General features: G+C 53.1%; 21 protein-coding genes. 14 read left to right on the forward strand and 7 right to left on the reverse strand.

The window, feature by feature from the left end; genetic code table 11:
- Positions 1–343: 343 nt before the first annotated feature.
- From QNH46_RS11815 to fadR, 3 genes are all read right to left on the reverse strand, one after another.
- On the reverse strand, positions 344–1318 hold the full coding sequence (locus QNH46_RS11815) for an electron transfer flavoprotein subunit alpha/FixB family protein (RefSeq protein WP_283928246.1): 975 nt from the start codon (positions 1316–1318) through the stop codon (positions 344–346).
- Positions 1319–1338: 20 nt separating this feature from the next.
- Positions 1339–2106, reverse strand: coding sequence for an electron transfer flavoprotein subunit beta/FixA family protein (locus QNH46_RS11820; protein ID WP_283928247.1), 768 nt, complete (start codon positions 2104–2106; stop codon positions 1339–1341).
- Between the two features lie 94 nt (positions 2107–2200).
- Positions 2201–2785, reverse strand: coding sequence for a fatty acid metabolism transcriptional regulator FadR (gene fadR, locus QNH46_RS11825; protein ID WP_283928248.1), 585 nt, complete (start codon positions 2783–2785; stop codon positions 2201–2203).
- A 189-nt stretch (positions 2786–2974) separates the two neighbouring features.
- Here fadR and QNH46_RS11830 point away from each other — a divergent pair, with 189 nt between their 5' ends.
- From QNH46_RS11830 to QNH46_RS11855, 6 genes are all read left to right on the forward strand, one after another.
- Positions 2975–5179: a (Fe-S)-binding protein gene (locus QNH46_RS11830; protein ID WP_283928249.1), complete on the forward strand. Its 2205-nt coding sequence runs from the start codon at positions 2975–2977 to the stop codon at positions 5177–5179.
- A 57-nt stretch (positions 5180–5236) separates the two neighbouring features.
- On the forward strand, positions 5237–7630 hold the full coding sequence (locus tag QNH46_RS11835; protein WP_283928250.1) for a 3-hydroxyacyl-CoA dehydrogenase/enoyl-CoA hydratase family protein: 2394 nt from the start codon (positions 5237–5239) through the stop codon (positions 7628–7630).
- A gap of 46 nt (positions 7631–7676) precedes the next feature.
- Positions 7677–8879 carry an acetyl-CoA C-acyltransferase gene (locus QNH46_RS11840; protein WP_283928251.1) on the forward strand — a complete coding sequence of 401 codons (1203 nt, stop codon included), beginning with the start codon at positions 7677–7679 and terminating at the stop codon, positions 8877–8879.
- Positions 8880–8941: 62 nt separating this feature from the next.
- Entirely contained in the window at positions 8942–10756 is a 1815-nt protein-coding gene (locus tag QNH46_RS11845; RefSeq protein ID WP_283928252.1) for an acyl-CoA dehydrogenase FadE, read from the forward strand.
- Between the two features lie 29 nt (positions 10757–10785).
- Positions 10786–12465, forward strand: a complete 1680-nt coding sequence (locus QNH46_RS11850) for a long-chain-fatty-acid--CoA ligase (RefSeq protein WP_283928253.1) — start codon at positions 10786–10788, stop codon at positions 12463–12465.
- 28 nt (positions 12466–12493) lie between these two features.
- Positions 12494–12931 (forward strand): PaaI family thioesterase, encoded by a 438-nt coding sequence (locus tag QNH46_RS11855; RefSeq protein ID WP_283928254.1) that lies wholly within the window; start codon positions 12494–12496, stop codon positions 12929–12931.
- Positions 12932–12979: 48 nt separating this feature from the next.
- Here the strand turns inward: QNH46_RS11855 and QNH46_RS11860 are convergent, their stop codons facing one another.
- Positions 12980–13996: a hypothetical protein gene (locus QNH46_RS11860; protein WP_283928255.1), complete on the reverse strand. Its 1017-nt coding sequence runs from the start codon at positions 13994–13996 to the stop codon at positions 12980–12982.
- 243 nt (positions 13997–14239) lie between these two features.
- On the opposite strand from QNH46_RS11860, the gene QNH46_RS11865 reads away from it, so the two are divergent.
- From QNH46_RS11865 to QNH46_RS11890, 6 genes are all read left to right on the forward strand, one after another.
- Entirely contained in the window at positions 14240–14917 is a 678-nt protein-coding gene (locus QNH46_RS11865) for a hypothetical protein (RefSeq protein ID WP_283928256.1), read from the forward strand.
- A gap of 6 nt (positions 14918–14923) precedes the next feature.
- Positions 14924–15490, forward strand: coding sequence for a peroxiredoxin family protein (locus QNH46_RS11870; protein WP_283928257.1), 567 nt, complete (start codon positions 14924–14926; stop codon positions 15488–15490).
- Between the two features lie 29 nt (positions 15491–15519).
- The gene (locus QNH46_RS11875) at positions 15520–15996 is read left to right on the forward strand and encodes a pyridoxamine 5'-phosphate oxidase family protein (protein ID WP_283928258.1); all 477 of its coding nucleotides are present in this window, start codon (positions 15520–15522) and stop codon (positions 15994–15996) included.
- A 310-nt stretch (positions 15997–16306) separates the two neighbouring features.
- The gene (locus QNH46_RS11880) at positions 16307–17623 is read left to right on the forward strand and encodes a hypothetical protein (RefSeq protein ID WP_283928259.1); all 1317 of its coding nucleotides are present in this window, start codon (positions 16307–16309) and stop codon (positions 17621–17623) included.
- Between the two features lie 42 nt (positions 17624–17665).
- Positions 17666–18730: a hypothetical protein gene (locus QNH46_RS11885; protein ID WP_283928260.1), complete on the forward strand. Its 1065-nt coding sequence runs from the start codon at positions 17666–17668 to the stop codon at positions 18728–18730.
- Between the two features lie 84 nt (positions 18731–18814).
- Complete coding sequence (locus tag QNH46_RS11890) at positions 18815–20434, forward strand: Ig-like domain-containing protein (RefSeq protein WP_283928261.1); 1620 nt, start codon at positions 18815–18817, stop codon at positions 20432–20434.
- Positions 20435–20530: 96 nt separating this feature from the next.
- Here the strand turns inward: QNH46_RS11890 and QNH46_RS11895 are convergent, their stop codons facing one another.
- Positions 20531–20698, reverse strand: coding sequence for a hypothetical protein (locus QNH46_RS11895; protein WP_196427160.1), 168 nt, complete (start codon positions 20696–20698; stop codon positions 20531–20533).
- Positions 20699–20765: 67 nt separating this feature from the next.
- A complete protein-coding gene (locus QNH46_RS11900; protein WP_283928262.1) occupies positions 20766–21698 on the reverse strand; it encodes a LysR family transcriptional regulator in 933 nt (310 codons plus the stop codon).
- 177 nt (positions 21699–21875) lie between these two features.
- Here QNH46_RS11900 and aroC point away from each other — a divergent pair, with 177 nt between their 5' ends.
- Positions 21876–22931 carry a chorismate synthase gene (gene aroC, locus QNH46_RS11905; RefSeq protein WP_283928263.1) on the forward strand — a complete coding sequence of 352 codons (1056 nt, stop codon included), beginning with the start codon at positions 21876–21878 and terminating at the stop codon, positions 22929–22931.
- A gap of 33 nt (positions 22932–22964) precedes the next feature.
- On the opposite strand, the gene QNH46_RS11910 is transcribed toward aroC, so the two are convergent.
- A complete protein-coding gene (locus QNH46_RS11910; RefSeq protein ID WP_283928264.1) occupies positions 22965–23867 on the reverse strand; it encodes a LysR family transcriptional regulator in 903 nt (300 codons plus the stop codon).
- A gap of 130 nt (positions 23868–23997) precedes the next feature.
- Between QNH46_RS11910 and thrC the strand changes: the two genes are divergently transcribed.
- Positions 23998–25287 (forward strand): threonine synthase, encoded by a 1290-nt coding sequence (thrC, locus tag QNH46_RS11915; RefSeq protein WP_283928265.1) that lies wholly within the window; start codon positions 23998–24000, stop codon positions 25285–25287.
- Positions 25288–25416: the final 129 nt, after the last annotated feature.

A 25416-nucleotide genomic window follows, 5' to 3' on the forward strand; every position in this document is an offset into this window, starting at 1 on the left:
TACTTGTTCAATAGTGTACTCTTTTTCTTCCTGATTTTGAAGCAGATAATGGAAATATATATAAAGGGTCCAAAAGTAAGGGGTGGGAGAGAATGTACACAGAGGAGTTATATCGTTTAGAAAGAGATTTGAAGTTGTTTCATCATCATCCACAGCAATACAGAGTGAATGAGGAAGGCAAAATCGTTGGATTGAAGAGGCGGCCAATGAAGAGGAGGGCAGCACTTCGCTTGCTGCGTTCTTTCGCCAGCTTGGTGAAATTCTAAGGCGATGACGGGGAAACCCCGTCGTCGCCTCGTCTTTGTTTTAAATAGAAATCGGCGAAAAGTTGAAATTGATAACCTCAAGCGAGCGCTTTGCGGAATTCTTCCGTTAAAAGGGGAACTACCTCGAATAAATCACCGACGATCCCGTAATCCGCTATTTTGAAAATCGGGGCTTCCGGGTCTTTATTGATGGCGATAATGATCCGGGATTGGCTCATGCCCGCTAAATGCTGGATGGCACCGCTTATTCCGCACGCGATGTAAATTTGTGGCGTGACGACTTTGCCGGTTTGGCCGATTTGCAGCGCGTAATCGCAATATCCGGCATCACATGCCCCGCGCGAAGCGCCGACTGCTCCGCCCAGCACCTCGGCAAGCTGTTCGAGCGGCTTAAAGCCTTCCGCGCTCTTCACGCCGCGGCCGCCGGAGACGACGATTTGCGCTTCGGCCAAATCGACCCGACCCGATGCTTTGGTAATGACGTCTTTAATTATAGTTCTAAGATTGACGGGAGCTGTGTAAGCATGCTGAACAATTTCCCCAGGGGAGCCGGCTTCCGCGGCGGGGGGGATGTTGTTGGGCCGTACAGTGATAATATGCCGACCGTCGATGAATCGCTTCTGTTCGAAGGCTTTACCCGCATAAACAGGCCGTGTAAAAAGAAGCTCGGAGCCGTTTCTGTGTATGGCCGTCACATCGGAGATTTGCCCGGCCTGAAAGTGGGCGGCCAGCATGGGGGCGAGATCCCGCCCCATCGCAGTATGGCCAAGGACAATGGCGTAGGGCTCCAAGGACTCCAGGACGGGAATGATGGCGGAGCAATATCTTTCGGCTAAATAATGCTCCAAATCAGGATGATCCAAGACATGCACTTGTCCGGATACGTATCGGGACAGCTGGCTGACTTGCTCGGACAAATTATGCCCGAGAAGCAGGGCGGAGATCGTATCGCCTTCATGGGCGGAGAGCCGCGCCGCTTCGATCGCCTCCAGGCTGACCTGGCGGAGCTGCTCGCTGCGCACCTCCGCGATGACCACATAATGTTTGCTCATCGATATTCCTCCCTGGGTTATTAAATCGCTTTGTCTTCGGAACGCAGCAGGGATACCAGCTGTGCGGCCTGTTCCTTCAGCTCGCCCTGCAGAATTTGTCCGGCCTGTCTCTGTGGAGGCAGAGACAGGGAGATTCGCTCCGTGCGGGGGGCGATTTCCGCATCCGACAAGCCTAGCTCACTTAGTCCAAGCTGGTGAAAAGGCTTCTTCTTCGCTTTCATAATACCGGGCAGGGAAGGGTAGCGGGGTTCGTTCAATCCTTGCTGCGCCGTAAACAGGGCAGGCAGGGCGACCTCGATCGTCTCGGCGTCGCCTTCCGCATCCCGGAGCACTTTCGCTTTGCCGTCAGCGATATCCAGCTTTGTGACCGAGGAGACGTGGGGAAGATTGAGCAGCTGGGCCAAACGGACGGCGACTTGCCCCGACCCCTGATCCACGGAAAAATTGCCGCCGAGCACAACATCGGCGGTTACTTTGTACAAATACGCGGCGAGCACGACCGATAGGCTATATTCGTCTGCTGGAATTCGCTCATCCGAGATCAGCACCGCCTCATCTGCGCCCATGGCCAGGGCGGTTCGCAGCGCCTCGGCAGACCTTGGCGGGCCGATGGAAATGACAGTGACCTGGCCGCCATGCAGCTCCTTTAGGCGAAGCGCCTCTTCTACCGCGTACTCGTCGTAAGGATTAATGATGAACTTGACGCCATCCTCGGAGATTTCCCCGCCTTGAATCACGATTTTCTCCTCGGTATCGAAGGTTTGCTTCAAAAGCACGAAAATGTTCATGCCGTTTCTCCTCCTTCACATGAATGACCGCGTTATTGACATACGTACTTGTCAACTTTGTCGCCAGATATCCCAAAGCCGAAGCCAGTCTACGCTACGAAATCAAGGCCTTGAGGAAGAAATCGACCGTCTTGTCAACCTGGGCGGAGAGGGAATATTTCCTCCCGGAAATAAGCCACGAGGTCACGACCTCGTCCATTGCGCCGAAGATCAGGTGGCGCGTAAGCTTGGGATCAAGCTCGGGACGGAACGATTTCTCATGAATCCCCTTCTGTACAATATGCTCAATCAGCTGAATATAGGGCTTCACGGATAAGCCAATCGCCTTGCGCAGCTCAATGGAGCTCTGCCGGAGCTCGATTTGGGTAACGTAGGCGAGATCGACGTTGTTCTCCAGTTCGGTGAAATGGATCTCGCATACTTTGCGCAGCGCCTGCTCCGCCGTATCGGTCTCCTGAATGCTGCTGTTGAATCTGTCGACCAGCTTGCCCAGGCGATCCTCAAACAAAGAGATAAGGATATCTTCCTTCTTCTTGAAATATAAATAAATCGTACCGTCCGCTACTCCGGCCTCCTTCGCGATTTTGGACACCTGAGACCCGTGAAACCCATTCTCGGCAATGACTTTCTGCGCCGCATCCAAAATCATTTCAAATTTTTCCTGTTTTCTACTTGTCATCAGGTCACCTCAATGCTAATATTTAAACCAACTGAATGAACGCTCATTCATTTTTGATATTATCTTAGGGGAAATGATGGGAAAAGTCAATGTTTGTTCGTTCATCGTCGAGAAGTCCAATCGGTTGTAAACGCTATCTAAAGCTTGTCGTCTTAGTTTAACCATTACGGAAGAAAGGACGGAAAGCATATGACGTGGCAGCTCATTAACTTGGTTTTATTTCTGACGGCAACCGGGCTCGGCCTATATTTGTTCGCGGTCGTTGTCCATCGCCGTTACAGCTATCTGCGGCTCGGAAAAAGCACTGAGCCGCGAAAACGCGGCATGGGCAGGGCGGCTGAATATTTGTCCGAGGTATTCGGCCAAAAGAAGCTGCTGAAGGACCTGCGCAGCGGCCTGATGCATATCGTCATTTTTTACGGATTCATTATTTTGCAGTTCGGCGCCTTGGATCTGATTGTCAAAGGACTGGCCAAAGGCAGGCATTTGCCCCTTCCAGCCTACGAGTCCTTCGTCCTGCTGCAGGAGATTACAGTTCTGCTCATTTTGCTGGCAATGGGTTATGCTTCTTATCGCCGTTACGGCGAGAAGCTGGCCCGGCTGAAAAGGGGCTGGAAGCCCAGTATCGTCGTTATATTCATCTATTCGCTCATGTTGACCATTCTGTTATCGCTCGCCTTCGAACGGCTTTGGCTCGGGCTGGAGCCATCCGGCTACGCCCCCACTTCCTCATTAATCGCAGCAGCGCTTGCCAGGATACCGCAATCTTCCGCAGCTTACTTCTTTTACCTGTTCTGGTGGCTGCATTTACTCATACTGCTATCCTTCTTAGTTTACGTACCCCAATCGAAGCATTTTCACATTATTACTGCACCGATTAACCTATGGCTGCGCCGCAGCGACCCCCCCGGGCGCTTGAAGAAGCTGGATCTCGAAGATGAAGAGGCCGAGAGCTTCGGCGCCGGCAGGATCGAGGATTTCACGCAAAAGCAGATGCTCGACTTCTACGCCTGCGTGGAGTGCGGCCGCTGCACGAACGCCTGCCCAGCATCGAATACCGGCAAGCCATTGTCGCCAATGCATCTAATCACGAAGCTGCGCGATCATTTACAGGAGAAAGGGAAAGTGATTACCGGGAAATCACCCCATGTGCCAGCTTTCGCCAATTCCATGCACGGCGCTCATGCCCTTGAGTTTGCGCCCGCAGCTGAATCTCTTCAGCCAGCTTGGTGCGACAAGGCCGGTATAACCAATATCGCGCCTACGATGGATTGGCATAAAGCCACCTGGAGGCTTCAGAATGAATCATCTCCCAAGGATGTCGCCCTGATCGGCGGAGTGATGACGGAGGAGGAAATTTGGTCCTGCACGACCTGCCGGAACTGTGAGGATCAGTGTCCTGTCGGCAATGAGCACGTTGATAAAATCATCGATTTGCGCCGCCATCTCGTTCTCATGGAAGGCCGTCTCCCGCAGGAAGGACAACGTGCAATGACGAACATCGAACGCCAGGGAAATCCGTGGGGGCTTAGCCGTACCGACCGGGCGAACTGGACGGGAGAGGTGGAGGGAATTTCCATCCCTACGGTCCGGGAGAATCCGGAGTTCGAATATTTGTTTTTCGTCGGGTCGATGGGCTCTTATGATCAGCGCAGCCGCAAAATATCGAGAGCCTTCGTCCGTCTCCTGCACGAAGCCGGTGTGAGCTTTGCGATTCTCGGCAATGAGGAGAGGAATTCCGGCGATACGCCGCGGCGGCTAGGCAATGAGCTTCTGTATCAACAGCTGTGCCAGGAGAATATCGATACCTTCCGCAAGTATGGCGTACGCAAAATCGTGACCGCCTGTCCGCATACGTTCAATACGCTGAAGAACGAATATCCCGATTTCGGGCTGGAGGAGGTGGATGTGCTGCATCATACACAGCTGCTGAGCCGGCTGGTGACGGAGGGGCGGCTGGTCCCGAGACATGAAGTAAACGAACGAATTACTTACCATGACTCCTGCTATCTTGGCCGATACAACAACGTATATGAGGAGCCAAGAGCTGTGCTTCGTGCCATTCCCGGCGTTCAGCTTGTTGAAATGGAACGCAGCCGGGAGAACGGTATGTGCTGTGGAGCCGGGGGCGGGCTGATGTGGATGGAGGAGAACAGCGGGAAACGGGTCAACGTGGCCAGAACCGAACAGGCGCTTAAGGTAAACCCGAGCTTGATCAGCACGGCATGCCCTTACTGCCTTACGATGTTGGAGGATGGCACGAAACTGAAGGAGGCCGATGATACGGTCAAAACAAAGGATGTCGCGGAAATATTGGCGCTGTCCGTGTTTGGCAGTGATACGGCAGTTACGGGACAGCCGGAAATGATAATTGTTCCTGAGAGAAGCATATAGCTGCCATTCGAGCAAAACCACCTAAAACAGCAAAATGTGTATGGGAGGGGAAGGAGTATGTTCAAACCGATTACAACTGCGGCCGTCATCGGCTCCGGAATTATGGGCTCGGGGATTGCAGCGCAATTGGCGAATGTGGGAATATCGTGCCTTCTGCTGGATATCGTTCCGACACAGCTCACCGAGACCGAAGCCGCAAAGGGGCTGACGCTGGAGGAACCGGCTGTACGAAGCCGGCTTGCCTCGTCGGCCATCAAGCAGCTGGCAAAGACCAAACCGGCGCCGCTCTATGACGAGCGCTTCGCCAAACGGATTACCCCCGGAAATCTGGAGGATGATCTTCACCGCATTTCTGGCGTGGACTGGGTGATCGAGGTCGTTGTCGAGAATCTGGAGGTCAAGCGGAAGCTGCTCAGCGATATCGAGCGGTATTGGCGGCCCGGCGTTGTCGTCAGCTCCAACACATCCGGGATTTCGATCAACGAGATGACGGAGGGGCGGTCAGAGGACTTCCGGCGTCATTTCCTCGGGACGCATTTCTTTAATCCACCGAGGTATATGAAGCTGCTGGAGATTATCCCCGGAGAGAACACAGATCCCGGCGTAGTGGCCCGGATGACCGAATTTGCGGAAAGGAAGCTCGGCAAGACGGTCGTCCAGGCCAAGGATACGCCGAATTTCATCGCCAATCGGATTGGAACATATGGGCTGCTCGTTACGCTGCGGGAAATGATTGCGAAGGGGCTGTCGGTGGAAGAGGTCGATGCCGTGACCGGTCCGGCGATGGGGCGGCCGAAGAGCGCGACATTTCGCACGCTCGATCTGGTCGGTCTGGATACGTTCGTGCATGTGGCGAGCAATGTATTCGAGCATGCAGCGAATGAGCAGGAACGAGCGGTGTTTGCCATTCCCAATGTATTAAAAGAACTGGTCGCTCAAGGCAGGCTGGGGGAGAAATCGGGGCAAGGCTTCTATAAAAAGGTGAAGGGTTCCGAGGGCAGCCAGATCCTTGCGCTTGATCTGGATTCGATGGAGTATAGGCCGGTTAGGAAACCGGCTTCCGGGTCGCTGGAAGCGGCGAAGCTCGCGAAAGGCGCCAAGGCCAAGACAAAGGCGCTGCTGGCAGGCGGAGACCGTTATGCGGATTTTGCCTGGGACGTATTGAAGCAGGTGCTCCTGTATTCCGCGGAGAAGGTCGGCGAAATCGCGGACAGTATCCGCGAAATCGATGAAGCGATGAAATGGGGCTTCAATTGGGAGCTCGGTCCCTTTGAGACGTGGGATGCCGTCGGCCTGCCCCGCTCTGTCGCACGTATGGAAGCCGAAGGCTTGAGCATTCCAGCCTGGGTGAAGGATTGGCTCGCGCAAGGAAATGAGACGTTCTACAAGAAGGAAAGCGGCGTCTTATTCCAGGCTTCGGGGCTGAAATATAAGCAGGTAGACATTCCGCCGGAGAGAATTTCCCTGCGAGAGCTTAAAGAGCAGAACAAGGTCGTTAAAGCGAACAGCGGAGCGAGCCTGATCGACCTGGGTGACGGCGTGGCCTGCCTCGAGTTCCATTCGCCGAACAATGCCATTGGAGGCGACATTCTGGCGATGATCTCGCAGAGCGTAGAGGAGGTGCGGCGCAATTTTGCGGGCCTGGTCATTGCCAACCAGGGACGTAATTTCTGTGTCGGCGCAAACCTGATGCTGCTGCTGATGGAGGCCCAGGATGAAGAGTGGGATGAGATCGACGACATCATCCGCCTGTTTCAGAGCACGATGTACAATTTGAAGCGATTCGAGAAGCCTGTCGTGGCAGCTCCGCACCGAATGACACTCGGCGGCGGTGTGGAAGCGTGCATGCCTGCGGATCAGGTGATCGCCGCGGCGGAGACATACTACGGGCTGGTGGAGGCCGGCGTCGGGCTGATTCCCGCCGGCGGAGGGTGCAAGGAACTTGCGCTGCGGGCCAGCAGGCATGCGGGAGCAGACGGGGATTTGCAGCCTCAGCTCAACCGGGCCTTTGAGACGATTGGCATGGCCAAGGTGTCGAGCAGTGGACATGATGCCAAGACGCTCGGTTATCTCAAGGAGCACGATCGGGTCGTTGTCAACCCGGATTACTTGATTCATGAGGCGAAGCAGGCGGTGCTTCGGATGTCGGCCGCCGGGTATGAACCGCCGCAGGAGGAATTGATCCGCGTGGCCGGCTCGGAAGGCAAGGCAGTACTGCAAATGGGCGCGATCGGTATGAGGGAGAGCCGCTATATCAGCGACCACGATCTGCTCATCGCGAAGAAGCTGGCTCATGTGCTGGCCGGTGGAGACGTTCCGCCGGGCAGCTATGTGAGCGAGCAATTTATGCTGGACTTGGAGCGCGAGGCTTTCCTCAGCCTCTGCGGCGAACCGAAGACCCGGCAGCGGATGCAGCATATGCTGGCTACCGGCAAGCCGCTGCGCAATTAGCTTTGGTCTCATGACGGTGTTCAAATAAACAGGGGAGGGAGCAAGGATGAGGGAAGCGGTAATAGTAGCGATGGCGAGAACTGCTGTCGGTAAAGCGAAGAAGGGCAGCCTGGCCCATGTCCGTGCGGACGATCTCGGCCGCACCGTGCTGGAGGCGGTTATGGAACGGGCTCCTGGCCTGGATAAAGGAGAGGTCGAGGATATTCTCATCGGCTGCGCCATGCCGGAGGGGGAGCAGGGACTTAATTTTGCCCGCATTATGGCGTTATATGCCGGATTTCCGGTAACTGTTCCGGCAATGACCGTTAATCGCTTCTGCTCCTCGGGGCTGCAGACGATCGCCCTGGCGGCGGAACGCATCATGCTGGGCCATGCTGACGTAATTATCGCAGGCGGCGTGGAGAGTATGAGCCATGTGCCCATGACCGGCTTCAAGGTGTCCCCGAATCCGCAGATCGTGGAGAAGCAGCCGGAAATTTATATGGCGATGGGCCATACCGCTGAGCGTGTTGCGGAGCGGTTCGGCGTTGCGAGAGAAGACCAGGATCGTTTTGCACTAAGCTCGCACCGTAAAGCGGCAAAGGCGATCGCATCCGGGAAATTTCGAGACGAGATTGTTCCGGTGCAGGTGGAGGAGAAGACCGTGGATGAGAGCGGGCATATCCGCAGCCGGACATTCGTTTTTGACGAGGACGAAGGGGTGAGGCAGGATACGACGCTTGAGGCGCTGTCCAGGCTGAAACCGGGCTTCAAGCTCGGCGGGACGGTAACGGCTGGCAACACGTCGCAAATGAGCGATGGAGCGGCAGCGGTTGTTGTGATGAGCAAGGAGAGCGCTGCGGCGAAGGGGTTGACGCCGCTGGCGACCTTCCGCTCCTTTGCGCTGAGCGGCGTGGAACCGGAGATGATGGGTGTCGGTCCAGTCAAAGCCATTCCGAAGGCGCTGGCGCTGGCGGGCATTTCGCAGAAAGATGTTGCAATCTATGAGATCAACGAGGCGTTCGCCTCGCAATGTCTGCACATTGTCCGCGAGCTAGGGATCGAGGAGGAGAAGGTCAACGTAAACGGGGGAGCGATCGCCCTTGGTCATCCGCTTGGCTGCACGGGGACGAAGCTGTCCATCAGCCTGATTTCCGAATTGCGGCGGCGGGGCGGCGGGTATGGTGTCGTCTCGATGTGCATCGGGGGGGGGATGGGCGCAGCCAGCGTCTTCGAAGTGCATGGCAGGAAGCAGGCGGTATCCGAGTGAGTGATCAGGGTTTGCATTTGCCGTCAAGTAGAAATCGGAAAGAAAAAAGGAGCTGATCAAGGATGAATAACGATACGGTCAAAGCGGCGGACACAACACGGGAATCCGCACGTAAAGTGTTAGGCGGAGCCTTCGTGATTGAGGATCTGGACTGGCGCAGAGTAACGACGCCGGAGGACTTCACGGAGGAGCACCGCATGATCGCCGGAACGACGGAGGATTTCGTGGCCGCGGAAATTTTGCCGTGCGACGAAGAGATCGAGAAGCTGGACTATGAACTCACGGTGAAGCTGCTTAGAAAAGCGGGCGAGCTCGGGCTGCTGGGCGCTGAGGTACCGGAGAGCTACGGCGGGATGGGGCTGGATAAAGTAAGCACAACGCTGATCAATGAACGGTTAACGAAGGCGTCTTCCTTCGCTCTCTCTGTCGGTGCGCACGTCGGCATCGGCACCCTTCCCATCGTATATTTCGGGACAGAAGCGCAGAAGCAGAAATATTTGCCGCTGCTCGCGACCGGGGAGAAAATCGCCGCCTATTGCCTGACGGAGCCGTCCTCGGGCTCGGATGCGCTTGGCGCCAAGACCACGGCTGTGCTGTCCGAAGACGGCTTGCATTACGTGCTGAACGGAACAAAACAATTCATCACAAATGCGGGCTTTGCCGACGTGTTCATCGTATATGCCAAAGTTGACGGTAAAGACTTCAGCACATTTATCGTCGAACGCAAAATGGAGGGCGTCAGCATCGGGCCTGAGGAGAAGAAGATGGGGATTAAGGGCTCCTCGACCTGCCCGCTCATTCTGGAGGACGTGAAGGTGCCTGCCGATAACCTGCTCTGGGAGGTTGGCAAAGGCCACCTGATTGCCTTCAACATTCTGAACATCGGCCGGTTCAAACTGGCTGCCGGCTGCGTCGGCGCAGCGAAGGACGCGATCCAGCACTCAGCCCAATATGCCAACGAACGCTCGCAGTTCGGCCGTCCGATCAGCTCTTTTCCGCTTATTGGCCAGAAGCTGGCGGAGATGAACGTCCGCACCTTCGTGCTGGAAAGCATGGTGTATCGAACGGCTGGACTATTCGACGTCGGCCTCTCCGAGGTGGATCATCAAAGTGCGGATGTCGGCTACCAGTCGGCCAAAGCGATCGCCGAATATCAGCTGGAGTGCTCGATCAATAAGGTGTTCGGTTCCGAGGTGCTGGACTTCGTCGCCGACGAGGGCGTTCAGATCCACGGCGGCTATGGCTATATCCAGGAATATCCGATCGAACGGATATACCGTGACTCGCGGATTAACCGCATATTCGAAGGGACAAACGAAATTAATCGATTGCTCATTCCGGGAACGCTTGTCAAGCGGGCACTGAAGGGCGAGCTCCCTCTAATGCAGAAGGCGATGGCGCTGCAGTCGGAGCTGCTCGGCATGACGCCGCCTGCTTCCTTTGAAGGGACATTGGAGCAGGAAGCCCATATGCTGGCCATGGCCAAGAAGATATTCCTGATGACCGGTGCGGGCGCGGTGCAGAAGTACCAAATGAAGCTGGAGCAGGAGCAGGAAATCCTGAGTCTGCTTGCCGATATGATGATTTCGATTTATGCGATGGAAAGCGCGCTGCTGCGAACCCTCAAAATTATGGAGACGTCCCATGAGGCGAAGGCGGAGCTCCCGATCAACATGACAACGTTGTTTATTCATGAGCAGTTCGGGCAGCTGGAAGGATGGGCGAAGGAGCTGCTGGCGGCGATGGATTCGGGGGATACGCTGCGGACGCAGTTGTCCGTGCTCAAGAAGCTGACGCGCAGAACGCTGGTCGACCTGATAGGCTTGAAGCGGCGAATTGCCGGAAAAGTCATCGCTGCCGAGAAATACGTTGTGTAACGAACATCCGAAGATAGGGGTGGACGGCAATGTCAAACAAACCTTGGTTGAGACATTATCCCGCTGAAGTACCACCGACCTTTGAATATCCCGCACATAATCTGGCAAAGTTTCTGGTAGATTCCGCAGCAGGTCATCCGGAGAAAATCGCTCTTGAATTTATGGGCGCCAAAATAAGCTACGGCACACTGCTTGATCACTGCTATCGTTTTGCCAATGCACTGTTGAAGCTGGGCGTTGGGAAAGGGGAGAGGATCGCGGTCATGCTGCCCAATTGCCCCCAGTCCGTAATCGCTTATTACGGGACGCTGCTGATGGGCGGGATCGTCGTCATGACGAACCCGCTCTATATGCCCCGGGAGCTGGAGCATCAGCTTAAGGATGCCGACGTGCGCTTGATCGTCACCTTGGATGCGCTCGTCGCTCGCGTTAAGAAAGCAATTGGCGTGGGTGGAGACGGCTTGGACTATATCCTCGTCACCTCGGTGAAGGATTATTTGCCTTTTCCCAAAAACGTGCTGTATCCCATCAAGGCCAAAAAGGACGGCATGTACGTGAAGATAGACTACGACCGCAGGGTGCTTTCTTTAAAAGAACTAATCAAGGGAGCCTCACCAGAGCCTTGCGAGGCTTCGGTGGACGGCGAAAAGGATCTGGCGCTAATACAATATACGGGAGGGACGACAGGCTTCGCGAAAGGCGTGATGCTGACGCATGCCAACTTAGTGGCGAATACGCTGCAGACACATCTGTGGTTTTACCGCGGCCGAGAGGCAGAGGAGAAATATTTGGCGGCGCTTCCGTTTTTTCATGTGTTCGGCATGACAGTGCTTCTGAATAAAGCGGTGTATATGGCCGGAACGCTGATCCTGATGCCGAGGTTCGAGGTAGATCAGATTTTGAAGGCGATTGATCGGCAGAGGCCGACCGTATTCCCCGGGGCGCCAACGATGTATGTGGCGATCATCAACCATCCGGATGTCCGGAAATACGATTTATCCTCCATCAATGTATGTATCAGCGGTGCCGCGCCGCTTCCGCTTGAGGTTCAGACCCGGTTCGAGGCATTGACGGGAGGCAAGCTGATCGAAGGGTATGGCTTGACAGAGGCGTCTCCCGTGACGCATGCCAACAACATTTGGGAGAAGCGCAAGAGCGGTTCCATCGGCATCCCCTTGCCCGATACGGAAGCCCGCATCGTAGTTCCGGATACGCTGGAGGATGTGAAGCCTGGCGAAATCGGCGAGTTGGCCGTGCGTGGCCCCCAGGTCATGAAAGGCTACTGGAACAGGCCGGAAGATACGTATAAAACGCTAAAAGAAGGCTGGCTGCTGACCGGGGATTTGGGGCGCATGGACGAGGAGGGATTTTTCTACATTCTCGATCGGCGCAAGGACTTGATTATTGCGGGCGGCTACAATATATATCCCCGGGAGATCGAGGAGGTGCTCTTCGAGCATCCCGACGTAATCGAGGCGATCGTCGCCGGCGTGTTCGACCCTTATCGCGGAGAGACGGTGAAAGCATACGTAGTCCTGCGCAGCGGAGCGGTGCCTGACGAAGCGTCGCTGAAGCAATGGTGCAAAGAGAAGCTCGCTGCCTATAAAGTGCCCAAAATTTACGAGTTCCGCGACAGTCTGCCAAAGACGCTTGCTGGCAAGGTGCTGCGCCGCAAACTGGTTGAGGAAGAGAACGAGAAGCCGCAATGATGATCCCGGAGGAAGGGAGAAGCAGGTTATGAATGCAGATACAGAAGACAAGGACGCTTTGCAGCGTAATATTGAGAAATGGAATGCCATGGCCCAGAATACGTTTTGGGATTACTTGGGCTGCGAAATCGCGGAGATTCACGAAGGAAAAGTCATCGTGACGCTGGACATTCAGCCCCATCATCTGAACCTCATCGGCATCGTCCACGGCGGAGTATATGCCACGCTTGTCGATTCGGCGATGGGACTGACCGCTATGCTTGCGCGCCCTCATGACAGCATCGTGACAACCAATCTCAGCATGAACTATGTAGCGAAGGCCGAACAGGGACGTATCGTCGTTACCGCTGAAATCGTACACAGTTCCCGCAAATCCATTTCGACCCAGGCTTATGCCCGGCTGGAAAACGGAGAGCTTTGCGCCTTCGGCAGCGGGACGTTTCGCGTCATTAACGGAACAGGGTAAAAGCTGCGCGATAAACAAACCGACCTTTAGAGCAAGGTCGGTTTATTGTTATTTGCTCCGCTTCTCCAGCCGATCGCGGAAATAGATGAGCTTGAATACCAGGAATATAATGATCAGGAAAAATCCGGATGTCAGCACGTCGATCAAAACCGCTTCAATATAAATTGAAGTAATAGGCAGCCCCAGTCCGGCAGTTAGCAGTCCGGCAAAATACGCCGTTAAAATGAACAGGGTATCGACAAGGGGAATATACCACTTCTGCCCCCGTCTCCAGTAAGTTCTCGAAACGACAATGCTTAATACGGTTAACATGCAAACCACCGGTGAAGGCGAGCGGTCGGGAAACATTTCTTCCTCGATCGGCCAATAGGGGACCCATAGCATGGCAATGAGAAATAGGGACAGCAGGACCCCTGCGAACAACGGGCGGAAAATCCGCCGGTCGTTTGCAGCATGCCGCTGTGCCTTGCGGTGCTTCATATCGGTACTTTGCCAAATTGGAATATTTCTGCGTTGTCTTGTTTCGATGTCGGACAAGGCGTCCATGGAGCTTAACGGTGTTTTATCGAGCTCATCGTACCCCGCAGCATAGTTCTGCGCTGAAGCTTCGCTGACATTTTGAGGCGTATGGTATACGGGAACGTGATGCTCCCAAAATTTATGCACCCACTTCGTCAGATCGCTGCGGCTTCCTAGGCCAAACAGAGCATAATCGACATTTCCGTGCTCGTCCTGCCATTTCATAATAATTTGTGAACAGACGACATAATAGCCGGGTGTGTTGGATCTTCCAGAAGAGACATACTGCGTCTTGCGTGCGATGAGTACCTCCTGCATGCACTGGAACGGGATTAAATGCTCGTGTTCATGGCCGCTTTTTATATTTTTGAAATAGGTATAATAGCCATCGTTTCGCAGCTCGCTGACTATTGTAAAATCGGTATGCAGTTTGCTCCCCAGGATCATCATGCGCGTCGCCCATACGATGACGACTCCTACGAAAATACATAGCGCAGCTCCAAGCCCCTCTTTTTCAAATATAAAATAGCCCCCACTCCCTGGCAATGTGATATATGTTATATAAATGGTGTTATACGAGTATGCACTGGACTGGTTTCGCAAGCACCGAAAGATAGGACTATAGTCTTTTTAAACTGATTTGAAAATTTCGAAGCTGACGAAATGGGTGCGGCTTGACACGAAATAGCAAAAGACCTATTCTTTTTGTATACCCCTAGGGGTATTGCGGGTAGATTCTTGGATAGAGCGGAGGGAATACAAGTCGGAACAATTACACTCGGGCCACTAATGTTAAGAGCGGATTTGCTCATTTTTTTGCTGTCGGCCGTCATCGGTTACTGCGTTCTAAGCATCCGGCTGCGCCATCGGGAAGAGGGCCGCTGGATCAAGGATTCTTATGTCACTGCTCTGGGAATCGGATTTTTCTTATGGAAATTTAGCATGCTGATTTTTGATCCGCTAGAAGCGCTTGCGAATCCCCTGTCGCTGCTGTACTTCTCGGGAGGGCAAAGGGGCTTATGGCTTGGCGCGCTTGGAGGGATGGCCTATCTTGCTTACAAGGGCAGTAGAAATCGGCCGCTGATTCAACTTCTTATTAAGTCATCAGTTTTGGCATTTGCCGCGGTACAGGCCGCCAGGTTCACGATGGTCTTTCTGTGGGAAGGCTTGTTAGGCTGGAAGCTTCTGCTTTACGCGCTTCTATCTCTAGTCCTGTCGATTGCAGCCTGGTTGAAATTCGATTTCCCGCTAAGCTCCTTCGTACCGCTCGTTTTGTGGTATAGCATTGGCTCTGCTGTTTTTCCCTTTCTGGACGGGAATCGCCATATCGCGTTGGCCGGTTTTTCACTGGAGCAGCTGCTATTCATTCTCCTGGCAGTGGCGATGCTCGTCTTGGATTCAATAGGGAATCGCCGGAATCGCTCACGATATCCCAACGATTATGATCGAAGTCAAAGGAGGCAGTGAAATCAAATGAGAAAAAACTGGATCGCCATCATCGTGCTTCTGGGCTTGATCGGTTGGGGTGTGTATGATTACATGACTAAAGCAGATGTCAACCCGATAACGGCTGGGGAGTCAGCCATGGAGGATGATTCTGTTCCAATCGGCTTGAAGGTCGGCAATCGTGCACCGGATTTCACTTTGTACAATCTGGATGGAAACGAAGTGAAGCTAAGCGATTATCGCGGCAAGACGGTGCTGCTTAATTTCTGGGCTAGCTGGTGTCCGCCATGCCGGCTGGAGATGCCTCATATGGAGAAGTTTTATGCGAAATATGCTGATAAGGATGCGGTTGTGCTGGCGGTCAATATGACTCACTTGGAAGAAGGCAAGGAACATGTGAAGTCTTTCCTCGAGGATTTCGGCTTGACGTTTCCACATGCGCTCGATGAGACGGGGCGCATCACCGATCAGTATCAGGTCATTGCCTATCCAACGACCTATGTGCTCAATGCCAAAGGCGTAATCACCCAGAGATTTCAGGGAGCGATCGATCATAATATCATGAAGGAAGCATATTCGAAGGCGGTGAAGTAGCCGCTGAAGGAAGGATTAGGAGGGAAATAATGCGTAATCACGATAATGACGCTGCGGTTCTGTCTCCTCACTTATATTCGCTGCTAAACGGGACAGATTTGCCGGACAAACAGCATGTGGCCTTTATGCTGCTCACCGTTACGGAGCAAAATTGGCCGCATACGGCGATGATCAGCGCAGGCGAAATCGTCGCTTTAAATCCGTCCACACTTAGGCTCGGTTTATGGGAAAATACGGTCACGACGCGCAATATGACCCGCACAGGACAAGCGATGCTCGTCGTTATTTCGGGCCAGGCCGCATGTTATATCCGGTTATCGCTAATGAGACTGCCTGACCTTGCCAATGCCAAGCATCCGCGAACCCGCTTTGAAGCTAAAGTCGCGGATTGCCGGGAGGACATTGCGCAATATGCCGACATTATTTCCGGCGTGCAAATTCGGCTGAAGGAGCCGGAGACAGTACTGCAGCGTTGGCAGGAGACGATTGAGGAGCTGAAATCTTGAACATGGTTCATTTATAATTGTTTGACAGTGCTAAGGGGCCACTTCGGGAAGAAGTGGTTTTTTTCGTGATCTGAGTACTTCGATTCATTCTCTTAACCTATCAAAAGTTGGTAAAATAAAATTAAACTTCCAGTATAATAGCTCTCTGGTCGTGGTAAGCCCATACCCTAGTTTCTTGGAGGTGATTAAGGAGCGTAATGAGGCATGATCCTGTTCTAGATCGCTAAAAGCGTACCGGTCATCATGAATTTCTCGAATGTCTTGTTCATCAAGTACAGTCATACATTCTTAAATCCTGGAGGAGAGAATGATGAAAAGAACAAATGTACTGTGGAACCAAAGGATATTCACCTTGATTTTAACTATGACGATCGTATGGACTTTGCCAGCAGCACAAGCTGCGGCTACTGAAGCGACGGGGACTCTGGAATGGGAACGCGCTTTGGGAGCAAATCTGAAATTGCTGGATGTGTCCGAATATGGGAATGGGTATTCGGTGGTCGGCTTGAACAAGAATACTAATTTCGTGTATATGGCGAAGCTCCATGCCGACGGAACGGTTTATTGGGAAGAAGAGCTGCCGCTGATTGCCGCAAACGGAAAGCGGGCTGTACCCGAGGCAGCAGGTACAACGAAGGATGGAGGCTATATTGTAGGGGCCACCGTAAGTGGTATTCATTACCGGTATAGCGATTATTATACGGCCAAGCTTAGCGCTGAAGGCAGGATAGAATGGACTAATGAATACTTATCAGGGTCTCATGCTTCCTTTAATTACATTCATCAGGCTGATGATGGGGGGTATTTATTTCTGAATAATACGGAGGTGTATCTGGCCGATTATTCCAAGACTTCCGCAGGGAGAATGGATGCTAATGGCAAGGTACAAATAGAGAAGACCGTTGCAAATGGAAGATTCACTACCCCTTATGCCCGGCAGATCCTTGAATTAAAGGATGGCAGTTACCTGGTTGTCGGAGGCAAGGATCAAATCTTCTATACATGGAGGTTGGCTGATGATTTTAGCATTGTAGATGAACAGGAATATACGGAGCTCTCTACGGGAAAAGCCTCAGTTACTGCTGATGGAGGCTATACGCTGGCCGGAGCAACGCAGCAGGGCTATGTCAGGTTGTACGTAAACAGCGGCCATCAAGAGAGCAATGTCGTCCAACTTGATTTGACGGGGCAAGTTCGCTCCCTCTATGAGACGGCGGGCGGAGGTTATATATTGGGAACTTCCCAAGGCGTATATCAGACAGATTCAGATGGGAATATATTGCGGGTTTATGAGGTCAGCGGTCTGGATAAGGCCATTCCGACTTCAGACGGTAACGCCGTCGTTCTCGTGGAAGGAAGAATCATCAAGCTCGGCAGCGTCCAGTCTTTACAGCTGGACTCCAGCGAGTATAGCGTGAACATCGGGCAGCCGATCGATGTGATCGTGACTTATTTCGAAGGAGCTACGCCGCTTAATGTTACCAAGGAGAGTTCGTTCCGCACTAGCGATCCATCGATTGCATATGTGGATGAGGAAGGGAACCTCATTGGCGTGAAGCGGGGGCGGACAATGTTAACGGTGACCTATAATGGACTTGAAGCCCAAGCGGCTGTTGATGTGTATTAATAGTGCCAAAGCCAAGGAAGTGTTAAAGAATGGAGGAATAAGATGACATTAGCACTCCGGTTGAGAAAAGTGTACGGCTTGCTCGTATTGGCTGCGGTCCTTGTGGCAAGCTTCGCGTCTGAAACGGCAATGGCTGCAAGCGGGCACGAGCCAGTCCAGGAATGGGAGCTTGATTTTAGCGGCACCGGCATAAAGATATTCGAGATCTACGAGACGGATCAGGGTTATACGATCATCGGAACGAAAAATAAACAGCAAGCCTTTTTGGCCAGGTTGAACGCAGAAGGCAGCGTCATGTGGGAGAAAACGCTGGATCTCCGAACCAGCGAGGGGGATCAAGTCATTGTCACAGCTGCGCATTATACGCGCGACGGGGAATACCTGCTTGGCGGCACGGTCCCTGGATATGATTCCTATTATTATATAGCCCGGACGGATGCGGATGGGATTATCCTCTGGGAGAAGGAAGAGTTCAGCCGCGATTATGTCGAATTTAATGAGATTCGGGAGACATTCGATCAGGGAATTATTTATTCTTATAATTCGGGCCAGTCCACTGCCTACATGGTGAAGCTTGACGCCACAGGGAATGACCAGTGGAAAAATGAGCTTGCCATGACGAAATACGACCCTCACGTATCCATAGAATCCGTTCGTCCGGCGGCAGATGGCGGCTACATTGCCGGGGCTTTCCGCAGCGGCAGTTATATGCTATGGAAGCTGAGCGCCTCGGGTCAATCTGAATGGATCAACTATTATGGCGACGGGATCGGGTGGGCCGTACCTGCGCCAAATAACGGCTATGCCATCGTTAATTATGATCGCTGGCTCAATCAATCCGTTCTGATCATAGGCCATTTCAATGGGCAGCAGTTGACCAAGGAGCTCGGCATGAACGGCACAGCAAGGTCAATTGAGTCGGCGCTGGCCGGCGGTTACCTGATCGGCCTCTCCAATGCGGTTATTGCCTGCGATGCACAGGGGAACGTAACATGGAGCAAGCCGGCAAGCCTGTTGACAAAAGCGCTGCCGACGCATGACGGTGGAGCCGTATATATCGCCTCGTATGAGAAGGTGGTAAAGCTTACGGGCAGTTCCGGACTCTAACCGAATTTCGAACAACGATCAAACACGATACCTAGCAACAGCGAGAACAGTCCCTATCATTCTTATATCCCGGAGGAGAGAATTATGAAGTACGCTTCAATGACTGATGTAAGCCGAAGAGTGGTTCTATGCCTGCTTGCTGCTGCGCTGATTTCCCTATGGCCGTCCGCTTTGCATGCGGCGACCTCCTCTGACGAACCGCCGATCGTGGAGTGGAGCCATAAGTATAGCGGTTATACCAAGATTTTTCATCTAAATGAAACGGAAAGCGGATATGATTTGGCAGGGGTGGCTTTAAGGGACGCGGTGAATTTATCGAAGGTGGATCAATCCGGGCTGCTTCAGGGCAGCAGAACGTTTTACTTAACTGGAGATAACGGTAAACGCGTTGCGATTACGTCGGCGACCCCTACCCGGGACGGCGGGTTTATTCTAAGCGGAACCTATCCCGAATTTTATTATTTCGACTGGATTCCTTATGTGACCAAGGTCAATCCTTCCGGAGAAGTGGAATGGAGCAAGGATTTGGCCAGAGATGTGGGTTACGCCGAGCTGTATGATATTCGGGAGAATCCCGATGGCAGCTACATTTACGCTGCAGTGAATTCAGGTGAACCGATGACCCTCGTTGCTGGCAAATGGAATGAACACGGTCAGCCCGTTTGGGAAACGACGCTAAAGACCGGCAGCTTCGTTGAATTATGGAATATGGATACGCTATCGATCGAGCAGTCGCCCCAGGGCTATTATTTAGTAATAGGCTGTAATCGCGGAAAGCTGGACATTTGGAATTTAAACGGGGCGGGGGATGTGATCTGGACGAAAAGTTATGGCGGCGTCAAGCCTTCTGTTGGCATTCCTCTCAAGAATGGCGGATATGCCATAGCTTCTTCCGATTATTTTACGGATATGACATTAACGCTTACGGACGCGCGGGGTGAGACGCTGTGGACTCAGAACTACGGGGTTCAGGGCAAGGTTCTATCCGTGGAGCAGCTCGATGATGGCGGATACTTGATCGGAACGGTAAAAGGAGCGGTAAAGACGGATGAGGAAGGCAGACTCGAGTGGGCAAAAACGGATGTGGATCGGGTACTCCGGGTTGCCGCTACCCGTGAAGGTGCCGTAATAGTGCTTACAGAATACGGCAACATGATTAAGCTGTCTGCACCACCGCGATCCGAAAAAGTCAAATCCTTAGCCTTTGATTCGGACAGCTATAGCCTGAGCATCGGCCAAACGCTGGATACAGTGGTCACCGCTGTATACGGTCAGGGGGAGGTTCACAATGTCAGCGGGCAAGTTCGGTATTCTTCCGCAGACCCCGATATCGTTGCCATAGACTCCGTTGGCAACATTACAGGGCTGCGGCATGGCGTCACAACGATCAGCGCCGAGTTGTCCGGGGTGAAGACCAGTGCAGAAGTATATGTTTACGGCTCTGTACCGATAGACCGGCTGCAGCTGGATTCCGGAGAATACAGTCTGATCGTGGGCCAGACGCTGGATTTGGCCGTGATTTACAATCGAGGCGGGCAGCACCGTATGACCGTTACCCGGGATAGCGTTATCACGGTATCTGATTCAACGATTGTTGCTATAGATCCCGAGGGGAATATGACCGGCATAAGAGAGGGACGGACGAGCGTTACCGCTACTTATGAGGGATTGGAAGCCATGGCAGTCGTTGTGGTATACAAGTGAAATAAGCCCATCGTTTGTTCGCATTGGACAAACGATGGGCTTATTTTTAGCTGGGCGCAGATTTACTGCTTAATGGTGCAAATGCTGGAGCGTATTTTATTTGCCGCTGGTTTTGTCGTCGTCGACGAACGCCACGGGCTTGCCTACCCATTCATCGGCTTGCGGCTCAATGTCTACGCCGCTTTCGATTTTTTTCTTCTCGGCCAAGGAATCGCCTTTCTCGTCAAGCTTGTTGCGGATTTGATCCTCAGATTGGTGATCCATTATGGTAGCCTCCTTCTTTTCGGCATAATTGATTCTGTCCCTATTTATAGTTACCCTTAACCGGGCATTACAAACATGATCCGTAAGAAGAGCGCAGCGAATCGATAAGGAGCTCCATGAACTGTTTAGCCCCGACAGATAAAGACATATCTCGCCGTGTCGCCACGGAAATAGAGCGCAAGGGGATCGGCTCGGCGATTTGCAGCTCGAACAGCGTCTCGTCGCGCAGCTCCTCGGCAGCAAAGGCGCGGGCGACGAAGGCGGCTCCATAACCGCGCTTGGCGAACTCGATCAGCATATCCAGGCTCCCAAGCTCGATGTCGACCTGAGCTTCGATCCCGTAATCATGAAGCCATTTCTCCACGAAATGCCGCGTGCTGCTGTCTTTGGAGAACAAGAGCAGGGGAATATGGTTTAGCCCGCTGGCGGTCATCTTCTGTCCGGCGAAATGGCGGTAGGCAGGTCCGACGACGAAAACATGCTGCTGTGAAATAAGATGGTTGGAGACCAGCCTATCGTCGCTGAGCGGCAAGTGAACCAGTCCGATATCGATCTGACCGTCAAGAAGCTGGCTTTGAATGTCGCTGCTCTTTCCTTGGGATAAACGAATTCGGACATCCGGATACCGGCTGTGATACTCATCCAATGCCGGCAGAAGAAGATGTTTGATCATCGGTCCGCTGGCGCCGACGCGAAGCTCGCCGCTTGATAAATTTTTAAGGTTGGCAATTTTCTCTTCCCCTGCTTTGAGCAGCGCGAAGGATTGCTCGACATACTCAAGCAAGGCGCTGCCCTCCGGTGTCAGCTGTACGCCTTTGGAGAGCCGGTCGAACAATTTGACTTCGAGGCGTGATTCCAGCTGCTTGATGGCGTAGCTGACCGAAGGCTGCGTAATATGCAGCTGCTGGGCAGCTTTGGTCAAGTTGCCGAGGCGCGCGGTATGCAGGAAAATGCGATACAGCTCGATGTTGACTTGATTCATTGGAGCCATTGGATCCATTTGCGCTTCTCCTTCTAGATCTATTTTGTTCATACCGTTCAAATCGTTCAAATTGATCAGACATAGATATAGTCTATGCCAAATGATTAGTTTTTGAATTTCATTTATATCAATGAACAAATTATAATGAGAGGTATAAGAAGATGTCAACATTGAGCGAATGAGGGAGAGATCGATATGGCAGGCAATACATTTGGAGAAGTATTCAAGATTACGACGTTTGGCGAATCGCACGGGGCGGCCGTTGGGGTTATCGTGGATGGGGTCACGCCGGGAGTGGAGCTGACCGAAGCTTATATCCAGGCGCAGATGGACCGCCGCAAACCGGGCCAATCTTCGGTGACTACGCCGCGCAAAGAGTATGACATCATAAGCATTAAATCCGGCATGTTTGAAGGGAAGACGACGGGTACGCCGCTATTTATCATGCTCGAAAATAAAGATATGCGACCAGAGGCTTACAGTGACATCCAGAACGCTTTCCGCCCCGGGCATGCTGACTTCACATATTTGCAAAAATACGGCATTCGCGATCACCGCGGCAGCGGCCGGGCTTCGGGCAGAGAGACGGCGGGCCGAGTAGCCGCCGGAGCGGTAGCGCGCAAGCTGCTGGAGCATCGCGGCGTGCAAGTGGTGGCTTATACGAAGGAGCTTGGCGGAATCCGCTGTGAGACCTACAACGAGGAAATCATTGAGCAAAATGCGGTACGGGCTTGCGATCCCGAAGCTGCCGTGCGGATGATTGAACGGGTGGAGCAGCTGGCAGCCGTGGGAGACAGCTGCGGCGGCATCGTCGAATGCCGGATTCGCGGCGTGAAGGCCGGGCTGGGCGAGCCTGTATTCGATAAGCTGGATGCCGAATTGGCCAAGGCGATGCTCTCGATCGGCGCCGTGAAAGGCATCGAGTTCGGCGCGGGCTTTGCTGCAGCGGACATGCTGGGCAGCGAGCATAACGATGAGATGAATGCTTCCGGATTTTTGAGCAATAATGCCGGCGGGATTCTCGGCGGAATCAGCACGGGCAGCGAAATCGTGTTCCGTATCGTCGTTAAGCCGACCTCATCGATTTCTGTTCCGCAGCAAACGATGAATGTTCGGGGCGAAGAGCAGCAAATTATTACGGAGGGCAGACATGACCCAAGCATCTGCCCGCGGATTATTCCGGTAGTTGAAGCGATGGCTTGCCTTGTCCTGGAGGATCATTACAAACGGCAGGCCGCGATGCTTGGATAAGCAGAACCGGCAGCCCTTTAAGGCCTTAAGGCGCTATGTAGCCTCCGTTGATGATGCGTGCAAAGCAAGCTCCAGGAAAGCCTGGGCTTGCGGAGGCAGAGGGTCGCCCGCGCGCACGCAGCATGAAATAACGTTGCTGGCCTTGAGCTCGCCCGCCTCGATGCGTACTAACGCTCCGCTGTTGACGTATGAGCGGGCCTCGATGGCCGAAATGAAGGTAATACCAAGACCGGCCAGCGCAGCGCGCAGCGCCTCCTGGGGCCCATTTACCCGAACCGCGGGCAGCGGTTCGGGTATTTCTGCTGCCCGGCAGAGCGACATCAGCGCCTGAAGCGTATAGCTCCCCGGTTCCCTTAATATAAAAGGGGAGACGAACAACTCGACAGGAGAAATGCTTCGTCCGGCAAGGGGATGATCGCGATGCGCTACGAACCATAATTCGTCTTCATGAACCGGGATGAAGTCGATGTTCGCCGGAAGCTGCTGATGCGAACCGCCAATCCAGGCCATATCGGTCTCATAACGAAGCAGCCTGTCTAGTGCAAACTGCACATTTCCAGACACCATGCTGATTTCAACCGCGGCGTGCGATCGCTGATACTGCGCGAGCCAATCAGGCAGCAAATAATTTGCCGGCAAATAAGTGGCTGATATTTTCAAACTGCCAATGCTTCCTCGCTGATAGGCAATGCACTGCTTGTCGATTTCGGCTTCGAGGGCAAACAGCCGGTCCGCCTGAGCCGCCAGCCATTTCCCCGCATCGGTCAATACTACATTTCTTCCCTCCAGGCGCGTTAAGCGCATTTGCAATTCCTTTTCCAGCTTGCGAAGCTGCATCGTCACTGCCGGCTGGCTGATATTAAGCTGCTCGGCCGCCTTGCTGACCCCTCCGGCTCGTGAAATTTCATAAAAAATGCGTAAAGCATGGATATTCATGGGACAAGCCCTCTCTTATATATAAATAATATTTATTCATTCCTAAATTATATATATTTTATTTATTTCTTGCTATCCATTATTGTAGTCTTATTAAATCAAATTCGTGGGGAAGCGAGGAGAGGTTTGAATGGGGAACGGAAATGGCAGGGAATACACGCTGCGATGCTTGGAGTGCGGGGGAGAGTTCGGTGGACAATGGCGGATCCGCTGTCATTGCGGTGGAATTTTGGAAATATGGCGGGATTTAAGCGGCTTGGACGGCGAATGGTTAAGGCGGCTTTTTGAACAGAGGCTCTTTATGGAGCGGGGTACAATCTATGCCAGCGGGGTGTGGAGATATAAGGAGCTAATTGCCCCGGAATTGCCGGAGAAGGTGTTGGCGACAAGGGGAGAGGGGAACACGGGACTGTATCTCTCACAGGCCTGTGCAGCTTATGCCGGCATCAGAGAGTTGAAGCTGAAGGCGCAGAGCGAGAATCCGAGCGGCTCCTTCAAGGACAACGGCATGGCTGCAGCCGTTTCGCATGGTTTATCTGTAGGGAGTAGTGTTTTTGCCTGTTCATCGACTGGAAATACCTCGGCATCCCTGGCAATGTATGCAGCCTGGACCGGGAGCTTCTCCCTAGTCTTTGCGCCAGCCAGCAATATCTCTCCGGCAAAAATCAGTCAGTCTACCGCCTACGGGGCACAGATTATACGGTTTGATGGCACTTACGACGACGGGGTAGCCTTCTTGGAAACATGGGGCGACGATCTTGGATTGTATGTGTGCAACTCGCTGAATCCCTATCGGATTGAAGGACAGAAGAGCATCGTCTACGAGCTGGCGCAGCAGCTGCAATGGAAAATGCCCGAATGGATTGCGATTCCCGGAGGCGCTCTCAGCAATGTGTCCGCGCTAGGCAAAGGCTTGGACGATTTATGGAGCCTGGGCATGATTGATAAGCTGCCCCGAATAGCGCTTGTACAGGCAGAGGGAGCTAGTCCCTTTCATCGGATGGTAGAGCAAAAAGGGAAGACACTTGTGCCGGAGCCTAATCCTTTCACCCGAGCCAGTGCCATGAATATCGGCAATCCGCCCAGCTGGCGGAAAGCCTTGGCTGCGCTGGAACTAACGCAAGGGGTGACGGTAGCAGTCAGCGATGAAGAAATCATGCTGGCCAAGCGGGTCATTGATCGCAGCGGAATCGGCTGCGAGCCAGCCTCTGCTGCCACGCTGGCTGGGTTAAAGAAGCTTAGAGCGAATGGGACTATTGATAAAGAAGAGACGGCCGTGGCCATACTAACCGGTCACATGCTAAAGGATGTCGCAGCGCTGGAGGAACTGTATAGCGAGGAAATCACGCATATGCCCGGGGGAGAGCTTTTATCGCCAGAAGCCGTCAGAATCGCTCTCCATGTATTTAAATCGGTTTGATATTACTCTAAAATTATATAATTTTGGGAAATATAGTGAAAGTTCCAGTGTGCATCCTAGTCTAATTATATAAGTTGAACCAGGAGGTGGTAAAATACGAGCTTGTCCAATTTTCAGTATTAAACATGA

Source organism: Paenibacillus woosongensis, from assembly GCF_030122845.1.
In the GTDB taxonomy this organism is placed as follows: domain Bacteria; phylum Bacillota; class Bacilli; order Paenibacillales; family Paenibacillaceae; genus Fontibacillus; species Fontibacillus woosongensis_A.

Bases quoted from the DNA above. Each gene is read 5' to 3' on its own strand.
- QNH46_RS11910 (WP_283928264.1), bottom strand. From the start codon at position 23,867: ATGAATATCCATGCTTTACGCATTTTTTATGAAATTTCACGAGCCGGA.
- QNH46_RS11890 (WP_283928261.1), top strand. From the start codon at position 18,815: ATGAAGTACGCTTCAATGACTGATGTAAGCCGAAGAGTGGTTCTATGC.
- QNH46_RS11900 (WP_283928262.1), bottom strand. From the start codon at position 21,698: ATGGATCCAATGGCTCCAATGAATCAAGTCAACATCGAGCTGTATCGC.
- QNH46_RS11885 (WP_283928260.1), top strand. From the start codon at position 17,666: ATGACATTAGCACTCCGGTTGAGAAAAGTGTACGGCTTGCTCGTATTG.
- QNH46_RS11895 (WP_196427160.1), bottom strand. From the start codon at position 20,698: ATGGATCACCAATCTGAGGATCAAATCCGCAACAAGCTTGACGAGAAA.
- QNH46_RS11850 (WP_283928253.1), top strand. From the start codon at position 10,786: ATGTCAAACAAACCTTGGTTGAGACATTATCCCGCTGAAGTACCACCG.
- QNH46_RS11855 (WP_283928254.1), top strand. From the start codon at position 12,494: ATGAATGCAGATACAGAAGACAAGGACGCTTTGCAGCGTAATATTGAG.
- QNH46_RS11870 (WP_283928257.1), top strand. From the start codon at position 14,924: ATGAGAAAAAACTGGATCGCCATCATCGTGCTTCTGGGCTTGATCGGT.
- thrC (WP_283928265.1), top strand. From the start codon at position 23,998: ATGGGGAACGGAAATGGCAGGGAATACACGCTGCGATGCTTGGAGTGC.
- QNH46_RS11840 (WP_283928251.1), top strand. From the start codon at position 7,677: ATGAGGGAAGCGGTAATAGTAGCGATGGCGAGAACTGCTGTCGGTAAA.
- fadR (WP_283928248.1), bottom strand. From the start codon at position 2,785: ATGACAAGTAGAAAACAGGAAAAATTTGAAATGATTTTGGATGCGGCG.
- QNH46_RS11830 (WP_283928249.1), top strand. From the start codon at position 2,975: ATGACGTGGCAGCTCATTAACTTGGTTTTATTTCTGACGGCAACCGGG.
- QNH46_RS11875 (WP_283928258.1), top strand. From the start codon at position 15,520: ATGCGTAATCACGATAATGACGCTGCGGTTCTGTCTCCTCACTTATAT.
- QNH46_RS11865 (WP_283928256.1), top strand. From the start codon at position 14,240: ATGTTAAGAGCGGATTTGCTCATTTTTTTGCTGTCGGCCGTCATCGGT.
- aroC (WP_283928263.1), top strand. From the start codon at position 21,876: ATGGCAGGCAATACATTTGGAGAAGTATTCAAGATTACGACGTTTGGC.
- QNH46_RS11820 (WP_283928247.1), bottom strand. From the start codon at position 2,106: ATGAACATTTTCGTGCTTTTGAAGCAAACCTTCGATACCGAGGAGAAA.
- QNH46_RS11815 (WP_283928246.1), bottom strand. From the start codon at position 1,318: ATGAGCAAACATTATGTGGTCATCGCGGAGGTGCGCAGCGAGCAGCTC.
- QNH46_RS11835 (WP_283928250.1), top strand. From the start codon at position 5,237: ATGTTCAAACCGATTACAACTGCGGCCGTCATCGGCTCCGGAATTATG.
- QNH46_RS11880 (WP_283928259.1), top strand. From the start codon at position 16,307: ATGAAAAGAACAAATGTACTGTGGAACCAAAGGATATTCACCTTGATT.
- QNH46_RS11845 (WP_283928252.1), top strand. From the start codon at position 8,942: ATGAATAACGATACGGTCAAAGCGGCGGACACAACACGGGAATCCGCA.